This window comes from Kribbella sp. VKM Ac-2571 (assembly GCF_004362255.1).
Taxonomy (GTDB): domain Bacteria; phylum Actinomycetota; class Actinomycetes; order Propionibacteriales; family Kribbellaceae; genus Kribbella; species Kribbella pratensis.
In genome coordinates, this window is sequence record NZ_SNWS01000016.1 from 84494 (window position 1) to 101069 (window position 16576).

Genomic DNA, 16576 nt, shown 5'->3' on the forward strand with positions numbered 1-16576 from the left:
ACCGTATCGGGCGAGCGTTATCCGTGCGAGCCTGTGCCCGGGGTGCAGGTCGGGGTGGTGGTCTCGTTGCCTGCGCACTGCGATCCGGACGGGGTGCTCGTCGGGGTCGGTGTGGGCGTCGGGGTCGGAGTCGGCGTGGGCGTCGGAGTCGGAGTCGGCGTCGGCGTCTTGGTCGGCGTCTTCGTCGGCGTCTTGGTGGGGGTCTTCGTCGGCGTCGGCGTCCTGGTAGGCGTCCTGGTCGGCGTGTCCACCGGCCTCGGCAGCGTCGGCGTCGCCCACGGCGAGGACGGCGGCACCTCGGTCGGCAGCGTCGTCGGGGCCGCGGTGGGGGTCGGCGTCGGCGTCTTGGTGTCGTCCGGCACGTCCGGGACGTCCCGTGGGTCGACCCGGCGGTCGGCGTTGCCGTTCGCCTTGGCGCTTGCGATGTTGCCCTTCGCGTTCGGCACCAGGACCGCGTTCTTGCTGTACACGCGCATCCACTTCAGCACGGTGGCGACGAAGTCCTTGGAGTGCTGGTAGCGGAGCAGTGCGGCGACCAGGTCGCGCGGGCTGCGCAGGTCGTCGCCCTCGGCGCACAGCACCACGGCGACCGTGGTGACCGCGTCGTACACGTTGTTGGGGTTGCGGTAGCCGTCACCGTTGCCGTCGGCCCCGAACTCGTCCCAGACCTGCGGGATGATCTGCATCGGGCCGACCGCGCGGTCCCAGGTCGAGTCCGCGTCGTACTTGCCCTTGTCGGAGTCGGTGATCCGGCCGTTGCCGTGCCGGCCGTTCAGCACCGGGCCGAGGATCCGGCCGCGGGTGGTGCCGGCCACGTCGACGCGGCCGCCGCTCGCGTGGTCGGACTCGACCTTGCCGACACCGGCCAGCAGCGGCCAGGTGAGCCCACAGTTCGGCCGCACGACCGCGAGGTTGGCGGTGGCGCGGCGGTAGGCGGGGAACACCCCGCGCGGGATGCCGTTCACGGCACCCGGACGCCCGGGACGGACGACCGAGCGGCCGTCGGTGGCCCCCTGCACGGGGACGTCGTCGCGGGCAGGTTTGTCCGATCCGAGCCGGCCGTCCACTCCGGGACGCTGCGGCACGATCATCGTCAGTTCGTCGAACTCACCGCTGTTCAGCCCGGCCCCAGGCGATGGGGCGACCGGGTTGCCTGCCGTGAGCGGTCCGGAGGCACCGGCTCCGCCCGAGGCGACGGTCACGATGGCCCCGACCAGGAGCGGGGCCGTACACAATGAAGCGATGATGATTTTGACCCGACGGTTACCACTACGGGTTAGGCGCATAGCCCCTTCAACGAACCATGCGCCAGAAAGTTACATCAAGACGACGCAAAGTTACGCCGCCCAGAATCCCCTCGGAAAACCGGCACCGAGGTAACGACCACCGCTACGTCACCTTACCCACGGTAACCAGCCGACACCTAACTGCCCGAAGTCCAGTCGCCGAAGCGGGCGTAGGACACCCAAACGCGCAAACCACAGGTTGCGGGTCAGTTGGAGGTTTGCGGTGCGGCGGTCGGGCTGCCTGCCGACTCGCTCGGGTTCGAGTCCGGGTCGGTGGAGCTGCACGGGCTCGGGGTCGACGTGGGCGTTACCGTCGGCGTGGTCGTCGGCGTCCCGGTCGGAGTCGGGGTGCAGGTCGGGTCGCTCGGAGTCGGGGTTGTCGGCGTCGTCGTGGGCGTCGTCGGCGTCGTGGTGGGTGTCGTCGGCGTCGTGGTGGGCGTCGTCGGCGTGGTGGTCGGGGTGTTCTGCGTCTTGGTCGGCGTCGGGGTCGGGGTCCTGGTCGACGTCGGCGACGAGGTCGGCTTCGACGTCACGCCAGGACGGGGCGTCGTCGGGCGCGTGGTCGCCGGCACGCTGGTGGGCACCGTGGTGGGCGCTGTGGTGGGCACCGTGGTCGGGGCCGTCGTGGGCGCGGACGTCGGAGCAGTGGTCGACGGCGAGGTCGTCGTACGGGTCGAGTCCCGCTCGTTGTTGTTGCCGTCGTCGTCCGGGGTGTCGATGGTCCCGGGCTCGTCCGGGATCGTCACGGTGTCCTTGCTGTACGTCTGCATCCACCGCAGGACGGTCGACACGTAGTCCATCGAGTGGTTGTAACGCAGCACCGCCTGGACCAGGCCCTGCGGGTCGGCCAGGTTCGCCCCGCCGGAGCAGAGGTAGTCGCCCGCCGCCCGCGCCGCGTCGAACACGTTGTGCGGGTCCTTGAGTCCATCACCGTTGCCGTCGGCACCGAACGCCTTCCAGGTGCCCGGCACGAACTGCATCGGCCCGACGGCACGGTCCCACGACGCGTTCCCGTCGTACACGCCCTGGTCGGTGTCGGCGATCGCGGCCATCCCGGGCCCGCCGTCGAGGACCGGGCCGAGGATCTTGCCGCGGGTGTTGCCGTTCGCGTCCACCTTGCCGCCGCTCGCGTGCCCGGACTCGACCTTGCCGATCCCGGCCAGCAGCGGCCACGTGATGTGACAGCCCGGCATCGACATCGCGAGGTCGCGCGCCGCCTTCTGGTACGCCGCCAGCACGGTGCCCGGGATCCCCGAAGCGTCCCCGAACACGCCGGGGATCGGCTTGCCGGTGCCGTCCGTCGTACCCGTGATCGGGACCTGGACCGTGGACTTCTCCTGGGTCGGCAGGCTGCCGTCGACACCCGGCTGGTTCGGCACGTCCTTGGCCAGCTCGTCGAACACCGCGTCCTGCCGCGGAGCGGCCAGCGCGTGGGCGTCGACGACGAACGTGTTCGAGGTGACTCCGCCGACCACGAACACGGCGATCATGGCGGTGGGCGGAGCCAGGCAGACCCAGGTGGCGGTCAGCTTCCCCCGCCACGTGTCCAGGTTCTTGAACTGCTGCCTCATCCGAACCGTCCTCGACGCATTCCGCAGTGGTGTGTCTCTCGGGCGTAGGGATGATCTTAGTCCCCGGAAGGTCTGCCACAACCGGTGCCGGTGCGCCGTGACCGAGTACCGAACAGGCAAGTTCAGGTATTCGTCCCCGGGCGTTCACTCCCCCACGTCTCACCACAGTAGGTCGCAGGCAGCACGGGGCGCGCCGGGTGAACGGATGACAAAAGTTCATCCGTTCGGCCGACGCGGGTCTGCCCTTTCGGGAAGGGCTCAGTTGCTGCCGAGCATCTTCTTCAGGTCGTCCGGCAGCTCGAAGTCGCCGCCGTTCTGCCCGCCGAACGCAGCCGGCAGCTGACCCGGCTGCGGGGCCTGCGGCTGCTGGTTGCCCTGGTTGGCCCGCTTGGCGGGGTTGCCGGAGCCGCGCTTCTTGCCCTTCTTCTGCTGCTGCTTGGCCTTCCGGCCGCCGACGCCCATCCCCGGCATGCCCGGCATCCCGGGCATGCCCGGCATCCCCTTGCCCGAGGCCATCGCGGACATCATCTTGCGGGCCTCGAAGAACCGCTCGACCAGGCCGCTGACGGTTGCCACCTCGGTCCCGGAGCCCTTCGCGATCCGGGCCCGGCGGGAGCCGTCGATGATCTTCGGATCGGCCCGTTCGGCCGGGGTCATCGAGTGGATGACCGCCTCGATCCGGTCGATCTCGCGCTCGTCGAAGTTCTCCAGCTGGTCCTTGAACTGGTTCGCGCCCGGCAGCATGCCGAAGATCTTCGTCAGCGGGCCCATCTTCCGGACCGACTGCATCTGGGCGAGGAAGTCGTCCAGCGTGAAGTCCTTGCCGCCCTTCTTCTGCAGCTTGGCCGCGGTCTTGGCGGCCTCCTCCGCGTCGAAGGAGCGCTCGGCCTGCTCGATCAGGCTCAGCATGTCGCCCATGCCGAGGATGCGCGACGCCATCCGGTCGGGGTGGAAGACGTCGAAGTCCTCGAGCTTCTCGCCGTTGCTGGCGAACATCACCTGGCGGCCGGTGACCTGCGCGATCGACAGCGCGGCACCACCGCGGGCGTCACCGTCGAGCTTCGACAGCACGACCCCGTCGAACCCGACACCGTCCAGGAAGGCCTGCGCTGTGACGACCGCGTCCTGACCGATCATCGCGTCGACGACGAACAGGATCTCGTCCGGGCTGACCGCGTCGCGGATGTCCGCGGCCTGCTTCATCAGCTCCTCGTCGACACCCAACCGGCCGGCGGTGTCGACGATGACCACGCTGTGCTGCTTGGAGCGCGCCTCGTCCATCGCCTTGCGGGCCACCTCGACCGGGTCTCCGACGCCGTTGCCGGGCTCGGGCGCGAACACCGGTACGCCGGCACGCTCGCCGACGACCTGCAGCTGGGTCACCGCGTTCGGCCGCTGGAGGTCGGCGGCGACCAGCATCGGGGTCTGGTGCTTGGTCTCCTTCAGCCACTTGGCGAGCTTTCCGGCCAGGGTGGTCTTACCGGCACCCTGCAGACCGGCGAGCATGATCACCGTCGGCGGCCGCTTGGCCATCCGCAGCTCGCGGGTCTCGCCGCCGAGGATGTTGACCAGTTCCTCGTTGACGATCTTGATGACCTGCTGCGCCGGGTTCAGCCCGCCACGGACCTCTGCCCCGGAGGCGCGTTCCTTCACCGCCGCGATGAACTCCCGCACGACGGGCAGCGCGACATCGGCCTCCAGCAACGCGACCCGGATCTCCCGGGCGGTCGCGTCGATGTCGGCGTCGGTCAGCTTGCCCTTGCCCCGCAGGTTCTTGAACGCGGTGGAGAGCCGATCGGAAAGCGTGTCGAACACGAGAAACAGTCCGTTTCCTCGAAGCGATGAACTCCCCGAGTCTACCGGCCCCCCAACCTGTGCATGACTCCACCGGCCCAGCCCTCTTTCTCGGCCTCCGCGGCCGACGGCGTACGGCAGCGGGCTGCGGAGCAGACGCCCGTACGAAGCAGCAAACAGTCGGAGGTGACGCACGCACGGGACGGGAGGCAGGCGGGCGTGGCGGCTGGTTGACAGGCGGGGATCAAGGATCGAGGATCTAACCAATTCAATGGCGTTTACAGGTTAGGGGACTCGGGTGCGGGTTGTGGTGGACGGGCCTTCCAACTTGGGGTTGCGGGCGCCGAAGGCGGGGGTGGTGCCGGGGTGTTACAAGTTGGCGGGGGCGGTGCGGGATCGGGGATTCCTGGGGCGGATCGGGGCGGAGGACGGTGGCTGTGTCACGCCGCCGCGGTACGACATGCACGACTGGAAACCCGGAGACGGCGTGTTCAACGCGGCGGGCATGGCGTCGTACACGGTGCAGCTCGCGGATCGGGTGGCCGGGTTCGTCGAGCAGGGAAAGTTCGTGGTGTTGCTGGGCGGTGAGTGCAGCAACCTGCTGGGGCCGGCGTTGGCGTTGAGGCGGCTCGGGCGGTACGGCGTGGTGTACATCGACGGGCACTCGGACTTCCGGACCGTCGACAACTCGCCGTACGTCGGGGCAGCGGGCGGCGAGGCACTGGCGTTGGTCACCGGCCGGGGTCAGGCAGACCTGACCGATCTCGAAGGATCGAGGCCGTACACGCGGGACAGCGACGCGGTGCTGCTCGGGATTCGGGCCGACGACGAGTACGTCGGCGATGTCGAGAAGGCAGGGATCCCGGTCTGGCCGGCGTCGAAGATCGCGGACGACCCGAGCGCGGCCACCCAAGGAACGCTCAAGCACCTGGCCGACCTCGACGGGTTCTGGGTGCATCTGGACGTGGACATCCTCGACGCGGCGATCATGCCGGCCGTCGACAGCCCTGACCCGGGCGGCATCGACCACGAGCAACTGCGGGCGCTCCTCCGGCCACTGCTCGCGTCCCCGCAGTGCGTCGGGATCGACATCGGCATCTTCGACCCTGACCTCGACCCCGACGGCACATACGCCACCGAACTCACCGACACCCTCGTCGCTGCTCTCAGCTGATCGAGGCCAGGATGTAACTCACTCCGAGGACCCCCACACCAAGCCCTGTCCGTGTGGTTCGGCACGGCCGAGGACCCGGCGCTCTCCGCCTGGCCAGGTCTGCAGGTCGACGCGGTACTCCCAGCCGGGCGCGCCGCGACCATGGGCGATCACCTGGTGCGGCTCGAGCCGTAGATGGGCTAGTGGCGTCGACGCGGTGGCCGATGCGCCGAGCTCGTCCAAGCGCGCCTCGATCGCCGCTCGGTCGGGGCGGCGCAGGTACTGCCACATGATCGAGTGCCACACGACAGTCACGTGCTCCGACGAAAGCTCCAGCCCGCGCAGGAACGAGACCGCGTCCTCCCGTCGTACGTCGGCCGGCACCTCCCGCGCGACCTTCAGCGCACCACGGAGCCGCTCGAGGCGATCAGCCATGTCCGGCCACACGTACGACGTGAGTGTGAGCGCACCGTCCGCCGTCAGCGGGTTCACCGGGGCAATGTCGCACCCCACCCGCTCAGCGATGCGCAACTCCACTGACGGCACCTGTCCGGACCAGGCCGAGTCAAACACCACCGGACTATCAGCAGGTCCGTACGACGCCTCGTCCGTCACGTACCGGTACCGATCGGCCCGCAGGTTCAGACCGCCGCTCGCTCCGATCTCGAACAGCCGCACCGGCAGCGGCACCGCCTCAACCAACTGCAGCAGGCCGCCGTACAACGCGGCCGACCGTCCCACCTCGTTCGTCTGCGGCGGCTGTGTCAGTAGCGACCGCACCTCTCCCATCCGCGACTGCAGTACCTGCTCGAACGCCTCCCAGCCGAGCACTGGGTCCCACGTCCCGCCGACACTCGGGTAGAACGCCGCCAGCTCAGGCGCCGTACCGGACAGCACCATGCCGTGCACAGCTGCCAGCAAGCGCAGGCCGATCGCCTCCCCGAACGAACGGCTCTCGTACCCGGCCAGTACTTCGACCGACACCCCGCCGACCTCGTAGTCATCCACGAGCAGCCGGAGCAGCTCGGCGTACATCGGGGACCCGAGGTCCTCGCAGGCGGTCGCTTGTCGCTGGAGAGCCTCTACAAGATCCACGTGCCGAGACTAGAAGGTCAGTCGATCCAGAACTGACTTTGCCGTCGTCCGCGCGTCCTCGGATTCGAGTGGCGCGCCATGGCTGTCGGTGAGGTAGAAGACGTCCACACACTCCGCACCGAGCGTGCTGACGTGTGCGGAGCGGATGTCCGCACCAGTGGAGGCGATCGCCGCCGTGACGTCGTACAGCAGGCCCGGACGGTCGTGGGCGCGCACCTGCAGCACCGTGGCTGTCTCCGATGCTTCCGGCAACAGGTCCACGCGACTCGCCACACGAGCGCGCGACGAGTCCCGTGCGGCCAATCGCCGTACGACGTCGGTCGAGTCACGCAGCGCCACCGCCAGCCGGTCCCTCAGGCGCACCGGATCCGGAGGCGATCCGGCGACGGTCCACTGCGAGATACCCAACCCGTCAACGGACGTTATGACCGCGGACCGGACCGCCAGCCGCTCCACCGCGAGTACGGCGGCAACGGTCGACAGTGTGCCTACTTGATCAGGTACGGCGACGTTCACTCGCAGGTCGCCGTGATGGTCGGACACTGTGACGCCGAGCCGCCCCACGCCAACCACCTGGTGCAGCACGGGCACCGCAACAGGCGGGGCTTCGGTCCACATCCCCTCGCCACCACCAGCCAGTTCACCACGCACGCGCCGGCAGAGCTCACCGACCAGGCGCATCCGCCAGGGCGACGACGCAGCCGGACCGGCTGCGCGCGCGTCGGCGTACGTCAGGGCCTCCAGTAGGTCCAGCGTCTCGGTGCTGCGCACGATGCCGACCACCATGTCCACGGTCATCGGGTCGTCCAGGTCTCGCCGGGTGGCGACCTGCGCGAGCATGAGGTGCTGACGAACCAGCAGCGTGATGGTGTCTGCGTCAGCCTCGCTGAAGCCGATGCGACGGGCCACCCGAGCCGCGATGCCCGCACCGGTGACGCTGTGGTCGCCGTCGAGCGCCTTCCCCAGGTCGTGCACCAGAGCAGCCACCAGCAACAGGTCCGGTCGCCGTACGTCGCGCACCATCGCGGACGCCTCGACACAGGTCTCCAGCAAGTGCCGGTCGACGGTGAACCGGTGGATCGCCGACTGCGGCGGCCGGAACCGTACGGCGTCCCACTCGGGCAGGATCCGGGAAATGTACCCGGCCTGATCCAAGGCCTCCCACACCTCAAGCAGTCCGTTGCCCGCGCCGAGCAGAGCACACAGCAACCGCCGCGCCTCCCCCGGCCACGGCTCGGGCAGGTCCGCAGCTGACGCTGCCAGCCGCGCGCAGACAGCAGGTGACAGCACGAGCTCGCGGTCCGCAGCAACTGCAGCAGCGCGCAGTCCGAGCACCGGGTCCCGCTCCGGACGCGCGTCCGGCATCAGCACGACCTCGCCCTCGTGCTGAGCCACGCCCTCGTCCAGCGCGAGCAGCAACGGCCCACCGCTGCGCTGACGACGCCGGGACCGCGGCGGCTTGGTCATCAAGCTCTCGACGCGCCGCCAGGACACGTCACACACGTGCGCCAGCGTCCGGCCCGTCGCGTACACGTGCCGGAGCAACTCGTCCCGCCCCGACAGCCCGAGCCCAGCCGCCACTTCACCTGCCAGGTCGGCAACAAGCCTGTCCGTCGCGCGACCGGCCACCTCGTGCAGTACGTCGCGGACCTCGAGCAGATCCCGCCGCGCACGCTCCAACACTGGATGCGGTACGTCGACCAACCACGAGGCCACCAAGGCCCGCAGTACGACGGCATCGCGTAGACCGCCGTACGCCTCCTTCAGGTCGGGCTCTGCGAGGTGTGCGAGCTCTCCGACCGTGGACGCCCGGTCGCGGCACGACTGTGCCAGTCCGGGCAGCCTGGACTTCGCAGTACGTCGCCAGTCCGCCATCAGCACCGAACGCAGCTGCAGCGTCAGGTGCGTGTCGCCCGCGACATGACGTGCGTCGAGCAGTCCAAGGGCCACGCGGTCATCGGCCGCCGCGGCCTCCCGTGCCTCGGCCAGTGTGCGGACGCTGTGGTCCAGCTTGGTCCTCGAGTCCCACAGCGGGTACCAGATCTGCGCGGCCAGCTCGTCGAGCCGCGGGTACCCCTCGGCGTGCACGAGCATCACGTCGAGGTCGCTGTACGGCGACAGCTCCTCACGCCCGTAGCCGCCCACCGCAACCAGGGCGACGCCCTCGGTAGGTACACCGAGGGCGTCGCATGCCTTTGCGAGCAGCAGCTGCAGCAGCGCGTCGGCCTCTTCGGCACGCCCGCGCCGCTGCTCTGCTCGATCGGTCATCTAGAGTGCGTCTCCGTCCAGTTCGCCCGTGCGGACCCGGACGATCGATTCCACCGGGGTGACCCAGACCTTGCCGTCGCCGATCTTGCCGGTCTGCGCGGCCTTCACGATCACATCGACCACGTCGGTGCTGTCACCGTCCTCGACGACCACCTCGAGCCGCACCTTCGGCACCAGGTCCACCTCGTACTCCGCGCCACGATAGACCTCGGTGTGGCCCTTCTGCCGCCCGTAGCCGCTCGCCTCCGTGACCGTCATGCCGGTGACGCCGAACGTCTCCAGCGCGGCCCGGACATCCTCCAGCTTGTGCGGCTTGACCACCGCGGTGATCAGCTTCATGCCTTGACACCTTCCTTCTCCGAGGCCTCGGTGGTTCCATTCTCGGTCTCGGCGGGGGCCGGTGCGGGGCGGCTCGACAGCGCGCCGCGCAAACCGCCGGCGCTGAGGTAGTCGTACGCCGTCTCCGCGTGCTCGACCTGGTCGACACCGGTGAGCTCGTCGTCCTCCTTGAGCCGGAAGCCGATCGTCTTGTCGATCACCTTGCCGAGGATGAACGCGATGGTGAAGGAGTAGACACCGACGACCAGGTTCGCCAGTGCCTGCTTGCCGAGCTGGGAGGCTCCACCGCCGTAGAACAGGCCGTCGACCGCGGACGGCGCCGCCGCCGAGCCGAGCAGACCGATCGCCAGCGAGCCGAACAGACCGCCGACCAGGTGGACGCCGACCACGTCGAGCGAGTCGTCGAAGCCGAGCTTGTACTTCAGGGACACCGCGAAGGCGCAGATGGCACCGGCGAACAGGCCGAGGATGATCGCCCCGACCGGGGTGACAGCCCCACAGGACGGGGTGATCGCGACCAGACCGGCGACCGCACCGGACGCCAGACCCAGCGTGGTGGCCTTGCCGTGCGTCAGCCGCTCGACGATCAGCCAGCCGATCACCGCGGCAGCGGTGGCGACCTGGGTGTTCACGAAGGTGACGGCCGCGGTCGTCCCGGCGCTCAGCGCGGAGCCGGCGTTGAACCCGAACCAGCCGAACCACAGCAGGCCGGCGCCGAGCAGCACCAGCGGCAGGCTGTGCGGCCGCATCGGGTCCTTCTTCCAACCGATCCGCTTGCCGAGCACGATCGCCAGCGCGAGCGCGGCGGCACCGGCGTTCACGTGCACCGCCGTACCGCCGGCGAAGTCGACCGCCTTCAGCTTGTCGCCGATCCAGCCGCCGTTGCCGTCGTCGAGGAACCAGACGGAGTGCGCGACCGGGAAGTACACGAGCAGCGTCCAGCCGACGACGAACGCGATCCAGCCGCGGAACGTGGCCCGGTCGGCGATCGCGCCCGAGATCAGCGCGGGGGTGATGATCGCGAACATCAACTGGAAGGCGACGAAAGCGAGCGTGGGCGTCGTCCCGCTCACCGCCTCGGGTGCGAGCAGGCCCTTCAGCCCGACTTCGGAGAAGTCTCCGATCACGTGCCCGGTGTCACCGGCGAATGTCAGCGAGTAGCCGACCACCACCCAGAGGATGGTGACGACGGCGATGGTGACGAAACTCATCATCATCATGTTCAGCACGCTCTTCACGCGCACCATGCCGCCGTAGAAGAAAGCCAGGCCCGGGGTCATCAGCATCACCAGGGCGGCACTTGCCAAGACCCAGGCGGTATCGCCGGCGTTGATCTCCATCAACGTCATCCCTTCCATCGAACTGGGGGTGGCCGGCGTCCTCAGTCGGGAGGTCTCCACAACGCCGGGGAGCCCGCCGCTCGGCCACAACGGACACGGTGTCGGCGTGCCGTTTCAGCCGATCGGTCCATTTGTTTCAGGCATGTGACAAAGCGGGCTCCCAGGTGACATCGAGGTGACATCGCTCACCGAAGGCCGACATGTGGCACTCTGGCCTGGACCACACGGGCCGCAGCCGCGCCACTGCACCCGTCCGAGCTGGGGAACGACGAAATGGAGCCGAACCACGGGGTGAGGCCGCGCCGCGGCCGGCCACGGGACCCGGATGCGGAGCCCAGGATCCGCAGGTACGCCGTGCAGCTGCTGCTGGAGCGGGGATTCGAAGGAATGACGGTGGACGACGTCGCCGAGGCCGCCGGGGTCGGCAAGGCGACGATCTACCGGCGGTGGGCCAGCAAGGAGCTGCTCGCCAATGATGCGATGGCCGATTTGTTCGACCTGGAGATCCCGGACGCGGACACCGGTTCGATCGCGGGTGACCTGCGCCAGGTCTACCGCGTCGCGCTGGCGTTCGCGAACAGCGAGTACGGCCGGGCGATGATTCGCCTGGCGGTCTCGGAGGCGAACCGCGACGCGCGGTCCGCCGCGATTTACCGAGGTGTACTGGAACGCCGGATCGAGCTCACCCGGCAAGCACTGGAGCGCGCACGGGCGCGTGGCGAACCGATCAAGAGCACCGCGGACCCGGTGCTGATGGTCGAGTGGATGGCCGGGGTGTTCGTGATCCGGGCCCTGACCGGACAGTCGATGCCGCCGCCCGAAGATGCCGATCGCCTGGCCGACATCACGCTGCGCGCAGTACTCGACATGCCTGTCTCAGAGCCGTAGTCCGGGACCCAGGGCCACCTGGTCCACGCCCATTTCGGTGACGCGTCGGACCCGTCCGCTGTCGAGGTTCCAGGCCAGGACCCAGCCGTGGACCCGGAACAGCACGTTGTTGTCGTCGTACCAGCCGAGTACGGCGCAGCAGCCTGCCTCACGCACGTACGGATGATCCCCCGCCCCCTCGTAGGTCGGGGGACTGTCCTGTGGTTCCCCGAGCACCAACAGCCGGCTGGGCAGCGTCCGCAGCGTGGAGATCGCGGCCAGCACCTGCGGCTGCGACACCCGTGTCGGGACCTCTGGGAGGTCCTCTGCGACGAAGACGCGCGCCGCGGCGGAGTTCGACGACATGGTCTGCCCCTGCCAGGACCGGACAGGCAGGGTGAGAGGACTGTCGTCCGACCACTGGCCGTCGTACACGTAGCGCAGCACCGCCCCGGTCTGGATCCGGTACGGCGCGGTGACCTCGTCCGGGTCCTTCGTCGCCGGGATCGGGAGCACAGCCCGCTCTCCGTTCGCGATTTCTCCGACGACCACCTGAAAGGCCGAACTGGGGCCGCTGACCAGGACGCGCTGCCCATCGGCGACCCAGGAGACGCTGCGGAACGCGCCTTCGGGCAGCGGGAAGTGAGAGATCTCCGCCGTCGATGCGTTCACCGTGACCAGTTCGGCCGGCTGCGGGAAGGCCGCCACCCGGCCGTCCGGAGAGATCGCTCCCGAACTGAGCGGTTCTTCGCCGCCGACCGCCCCGAGGCTGACGTCGGCCTGGGCCCAGGAGCCGTCCGCGCCGAGCAGCAGCGGCCGGTAGCGGTCGTTCTGCTTCACAAGGACGACCGCCGCAATGTCGTCCAGGGTGTGTTTCGCCAGCGGACGGACTTTGTGCGGCAACTCCAGCCGATCACCGAGTGGTGTCTCGAGCCGGTCGAGGAAGCGCTCGCTGCCGGGCGGCGGCGCGACCCAGTAGTCGATCCCGCTGATCCTGCCGGACGCTTCGATGTACCCGGGCGGAGTCGTCGGGGGTGTGATGTCGGCGTTGCCCGACGTACCCACCCCGATCAGGATCGAGGCGAGGATCGCCAGCGCGATGAAGGCGATCACGCTGATCCCGACAGTACGGCGCCGTCGGCGACTGACCCGCACGCCGGCTGACCACGCCGCGTCGGCCAGCTCGGGCTCCGGTAGCTGGTCGGCGGCCTGGAGCAGCAGGGGCTGCACGTCTTCCCGTCTCATCGGGCATCACGCCAGTCCCCCGCGCCCATCGCCGCACGGAAGCGGCCGAACGCGCTCAGGCCATGGGCGTGTACGGCGGTGTGTGACAGACCGAGCAGCTCGGACACCTCGAACTCGGTCAGCTCCTCCAGGTGCAGCAGCACGAACACCGTGCGTTGTACGGGCGTCAGCTCGGCCAGTGCGAGCTTCACCGGGTCTTCCTCGTCCGGGAACGGTTTGGCTCGGTTCCACGGCCGCAGGGCCGGCTGGTAGAGCTGGCGCTGGACGAAGGCGTCCGGGTCGTCCACCCTGGTCCAGCGCACGGACAGCTCCGTGAAGGCGTGCAGCAGTAGCTCTTCGGCTCGGTGCAGGTCGCCGTACACGAGGTACGCCGTACGGAGCCATCTGCCCTGCCGCGCATCGACGAACGAGGCGAAGTCCGGGTCGACCGTGTCGTGCATCCACCCTCCCGGCCTCTATTCAACTCCTCAACTACTGCGCGCTGCTACAGCCAGACGCGTCTCTTCGGTGATCAGGTCGAAGTTGATACCACCTGCGGCTGCCAGACCGGCTGCTGCCGACGGCATGACCTGCGCCATCGGGTTGCTGACGTTGCCGGCTGCGAAGACACCAGGGACCTGCGTGGCACCCATGCCGTCGACCTGGACCGCAGTACCGACCTCTACCCCGTTCGACTCCACCAGAGTGGTCTCCAGGCCCAGGTCGGCCAGGAAGCCGGCGCGTGCTCGCATGGTCGTCTGAATCGCCAGTGCCTGCCGCGGAACGACCTTGCCGCCCTCCAGCCGCACACCGGTGATCCGGTCGTCCGTGATCTCGACCTGCTCGACCTTCCCCTGTACTACGGCGATTCCACGCGCAGCCAGTTCCTCCCACTGCTCCTCGGTCGGCTCCGGCGCAGTGTGCAGGAACAACGTCACGTCATCACTCAGCTGCCGGAACAGCTGCACCTGGTGCATTGCCATGGACGTGGTCGCCAGCACTCCGATGGCCTGGTCTCGCACCTCCCACCCGTGGCAGTACGGGCAGTGCACCACGTCCTTCCCCCACCGCTCCGCCAGCCCAGGTACGTCGGGCAGCACGTCAGTCAACCCTGTCGTCACCAGCAGTCGCCTGCTCCGGTACGTCGTACCGTCGGCCAGCTCGACCGTGAACCCGTCCTCGTCTCGCCGGGCCGTCGTCACTGTGCCGTCGACGAACTCACCGCCGTACCCCTGCACCTCCTGGCGGCCGATCGCGTAGAGCTCCCGGGGCGGTGCGCCGTCACGCGTCAGGAAGTTGTGCACACCGTCGGCGGGCGCGTTGCGCGGCGTACCGTCGTCGATCACCAGGACCGACCGGCGGAACCGGGCCAGCGCCAGCGCCCCGCTCAGCCCGGCCGCGCCGCCGCCGATCACGATCACGTCGTACTTCGTCATCTCTGGACTCCTCTGTTGTTCAAGGTCTGAACCGAGGATGCGTCGTGGTTTTCATTTTCGACAAGTATTGTTGCCGGTATGGCAAACGACGAGGATGTCCTCGAGTCGGTCGGACCGCGGCTGCGGGCGCTCCGGACCGAGCGTGGCACGACGCTGGCCCAGCTGTCCGAGACGACCGGCATCTCGGTCAGCACACTGTCTCGGCTGGAGTCCGGGCAGCGCCGCCCCACGCTGGAACTGCTGCTGCCGCTGGCCCGGGCGCACCAGGTACAGCTGGACGAACTGGTGGACGCACCACCGACCGGTGACCCGCGGATCTACCAGAAACCGATCAAGCGGCACGGCACCATTCACGTTCCACTGAGCCGGCGGCCGGGCGGACTGCAGGCGTTCAAGCAGATCCTGCCGGCCGGTTATCCGGGCAATGACGTGGTGCAGAAGACCCACGAGGGCTATGACTGGTTCTACGTGCTGTCGGGCCGCATCCGGCTGAAGCTCGGCGACCAGGACTTCATCGTCAAGGAGGGTGAGGCGGTCGAGTTCGACTGCCGGGTGCCGCACTGGTTCTCCAATCCGGGACCTGGACCGACCGAGGTGCTATGTCTTTACGGCCCGCAAGGGGAGCGGATGCACGTCAGAGCTCGCACTACCTGAGGAGAGACCTAGTGAGCGTCGCGTTGTTCACGCTGGGCGGGACCATCTCGATGGCCGGCACCCACCGCCTTACCGGTGACGACCTCACCGCCGCGATGCCCGGGCTCCCCGAGCTCGGCCATGCGGTCGAGATCCAGGACATCGAGAAGGTTCCCAGCGCCAACCTCACAGCCGCCAAGCTGCTCGAGGTCGTCGACGCGGCCTCCAAGGCCGTCGCCGCCGGAGCCGCGGGAGTCGTCGTCACCCAGGGAACCGACACACTGGAAGAGAGCTCGTTCCTCGCCGACCTGGTCTGGCCGCACCCTCAGCCGCTCGTGTTCACCGGGGCGATGCGCAATCCGACGCTGGCCGGTCCCGACGGCCCTGCGAACCTGCTGGCCGCGCTGCGCGTCGCCTGCTCCCCGGCGGCGCGTGACCTGGGTGCACTCGTCGTCTTCAAGGAAGAGATCCACGCGGCGCGCTGGGTGCGTAAGACGCACAGCACGAGTACGGCGACGTTCGTGTCACCGAACACCGGTCCGATCGGCCACGTCGTCGAGGATCAGGTCCGCGTACTCACGCGCCCGCTGCGGCTGGACGGCGTACAGGGCAGTCCCGAACCAGCCGAGCTCGACAACATCCACGTCGCGCTCTACACCGTCACGCTGGACGACGACGGCCTGCTGCTGCAAGGCCTCGCCGAGACACACCAGGGGCTCGTCGTCGCCGGGTACGGCGTCGGACACGTGCCGGCCGCGCTCGCACCGGTTCTCGGCGAGTTGGCGGCCCGGATGCCGGTCGTCCTCACGTCACGGACCGGCGCCGGCTCGATCGTCCGCAACACGTACCACTCCCCCGGCTCGGAGACCGATCTGTTGCAGCGCGGCCTGATCGACGGTGGGTTCCTCGACCCGTACAAGGCGCGCGTCCTGCTCCGGTTGCTCCTGGCAACGGACGACGACCTGGCCGGGTTTGGACAATACGTTTGATTATTGCCTCCAGCAACCTTCTCTTGAGCACTTGTTCTACCCGCATGGCACGAACTCAAACCAGGAGGCACGATCATCGGACGGATTACGGGAATTGCCGGTCCCCTACTTGACCTTGGCCCCTGAGAGTGCTCGGATCGTCACCGCTCGGGGACTGATTTCGAGGTTGGGAGATGGTTGCGCCGTGGTCGATCAGACACAGGCCGGCACGCCGGGGGACAGTGATTACGACGCGGTCGGCGGTGGTCCGGCGATCGCTTCGGTGGTGGAGCTCTTCTACCGCAACGTCCTCGCCGATCCGGACCTGTCCGGATACTTCGCGGACAGCGATCTGGTCCGGCTCAAGAGGCACCAGGTGCAGCTTGTCTCGCAGGTGATGGGTGGTCCGGTGACGTACGAAGGCCAGGCGCTGGCCGACGCGCACAAGGGCCGTGGCATCACCGCAGGCGACTTCGGCAAGGTGGTCGTGCACCTGGTCGGTGCGCTGGAGGCGCACCAGGTGCCGGACGACATCATCGGCCGGGTGGTGAAGGCGCTGGGCGCGACCCAGGGCGACGTCGTCAGCGCCAACTGAAGCCGGG

General features: G+C 68.8%; 15 protein-coding genes. 5 read left to right on the forward strand and 10 right to left on the reverse strand.

Annotated elements, in window-relative coordinates:
* Positions 1 to 17 precede the first annotated feature (17 nt).
* The 3 genes from EV651_RS41615 to ffh all read right to left on the reverse strand — a co-directional run bounded on the left by EV651_RS41615 (position 18) and on the right by ffh (position 4672).
* Positions 18 to 1202: a lytic transglycosylase domain-containing protein gene (locus EV651_RS41615; RefSeq protein ID WP_166658841.1), complete on the reverse strand. Its 1185-nt coding sequence runs from the start codon at positions 1200 to 1202 to the stop codon at positions 18 to 20.
* A gap of 290 nt (positions 1203 to 1492) precedes the next feature.
* Positions 1493 to 2857 (reverse strand): lytic transglycosylase domain-containing protein, encoded by a 1365-nt coding sequence (locus tag EV651_RS30480; RefSeq protein ID WP_133788715.1) that lies wholly within the window; start codon positions 2855 to 2857, stop codon positions 1493 to 1495.
* Positions 2858 to 3115: 258 nt separating this feature from the next.
* Entirely contained in the window at positions 3116 to 4672 is a 1557-nt protein-coding gene (gene ffh, locus EV651_RS30485) for a signal recognition particle protein (protein WP_133788716.1), read from the reverse strand.
* A 277-nt stretch (positions 4673 to 4949) separates the two neighbouring features.
* On the opposite strand from ffh, the gene EV651_RS30490 reads away from it, so the two are divergent.
* Entirely contained in the window at positions 4950 to 5825 is an 876-nt protein-coding gene (locus EV651_RS30490) for an arginase family protein (protein WP_238157285.1), read from the forward strand.
* Positions 5826 to 5843: 18 nt separating this feature from the next.
* Here EV651_RS30490 and EV651_RS30495 read toward each other — a convergent pair whose 3' ends face one another.
* Genes EV651_RS30495 through EV651_RS30510 form a run of 4 tightly spaced genes read right to left on the reverse strand, consistent with a single transcriptional unit; the run spans position 5844 to position 10855 of the window.
* Positions 5844 to 6899 (reverse strand): DUF2332 domain-containing protein, encoded by a 1056-nt coding sequence (locus EV651_RS30495; RefSeq protein ID WP_133788717.1) that lies wholly within the window; start codon positions 6897 to 6899, stop codon positions 5844 to 5846.
* A 9-nt stretch (positions 6900 to 6908) separates the two neighbouring features.
* Complete coding sequence (locus EV651_RS30500; protein WP_133788718.1) at positions 6909 to 9167, reverse strand: [protein-PII] uridylyltransferase; 2259 nt, start codon at positions 9165 to 9167, stop codon at positions 6909 to 6911.
* Positions 9168 to 9506 (reverse strand): P-II family nitrogen regulator, encoded by a 339-nt coding sequence (locus tag EV651_RS30505; protein ID WP_133788719.1) that lies wholly within the window; start codon positions 9504 to 9506, stop codon positions 9168 to 9170.
* Positions 9503 to 10855, reverse strand: a complete 1353-nt coding sequence (locus EV651_RS30510) for an ammonium transporter (protein ID WP_202870578.1) — start codon at positions 10853 to 10855, stop codon at positions 9503 to 9505. Before EV651_RS30510 ends, EV651_RS30505 begins: the two co-directional genes overlap by 4 nt.
* A 264-nt stretch (positions 10856 to 11119) precedes the next feature.
* Here EV651_RS30510 and EV651_RS30515 point away from each other — a divergent pair, with 264 nt between their 5' ends.
* Positions 11120 to 11734 (forward strand): TetR/AcrR family transcriptional regulator, encoded by a 615-nt coding sequence (locus tag EV651_RS30515; protein WP_133788720.1) that lies wholly within the window; start codon positions 11120 to 11122, stop codon positions 11732 to 11734.
* On the opposite strand, the gene EV651_RS30520 is transcribed toward EV651_RS30515, so the two are convergent.
* Genes EV651_RS30520 through EV651_RS30530 form a run of 3 tightly spaced genes read right to left on the reverse strand, consistent with a single transcriptional unit; the run spans position 11723 to position 14373 of the window.
* The gene (locus tag EV651_RS30520; protein WP_133788721.1) at positions 11723 to 12958 is read right to left on the reverse strand and encodes a hypothetical protein; all 1236 of its coding nucleotides are present in this window, start codon (positions 12956 to 12958) and stop codon (positions 11723 to 11725) included. The genes EV651_RS30515 and EV651_RS30520 overlap by 12 nt on opposite strands.
* On the reverse strand, positions 12955 to 13398 hold the full coding sequence (locus EV651_RS30525; protein ID WP_133788722.1) for a sigma factor-like helix-turn-helix DNA-binding protein: 444 nt from the start codon (positions 13396 to 13398) through the stop codon (positions 12955 to 12957). The genes EV651_RS30520 and EV651_RS30525 overlap by 4 nt, the downstream gene beginning before the upstream one ends.
* Before the next feature lie 27 nt (positions 13399 to 13425).
* Positions 13426 to 14373: an NAD(P)/FAD-dependent oxidoreductase gene (locus EV651_RS30530; RefSeq protein WP_133788723.1), complete on the reverse strand. Its 948-nt coding sequence runs from the start codon at positions 14371 to 14373 to the stop codon at positions 13426 to 13428.
* 78 nt (positions 14374 to 14451) lie between these two features.
* Here EV651_RS30530 and EV651_RS30535 point away from each other — a divergent pair, with 78 nt between their 5' ends.
* From EV651_RS30535 to EV651_RS41620, 3 genes are all read left to right on the forward strand, one after another.
* A complete protein-coding gene (locus tag EV651_RS30535; RefSeq protein ID WP_131463962.1) occupies positions 14452 to 15027 on the forward strand; it encodes a helix-turn-helix domain-containing protein in 576 nt (191 codons plus the stop codon).
* Positions 15028 to 15038: 11 nt separating this feature from the next.
* Positions 15039 to 15995, forward strand: a complete 957-nt coding sequence (locus EV651_RS30540; RefSeq protein WP_133788724.1) for an asparaginase — start codon at positions 15039 to 15041, stop codon at positions 15993 to 15995.
* Between the two features lie 184 nt (positions 15996 to 16179).
* Positions 16180 to 16569 (forward strand): group 1 truncated hemoglobin, encoded by a 390-nt coding sequence (locus tag EV651_RS41620; RefSeq protein WP_166658842.1) that lies wholly within the window; start codon positions 16180 to 16182, stop codon positions 16567 to 16569.
* The last annotated feature ends 7 nt before the right edge of the window (positions 16570 to 16576 follow it).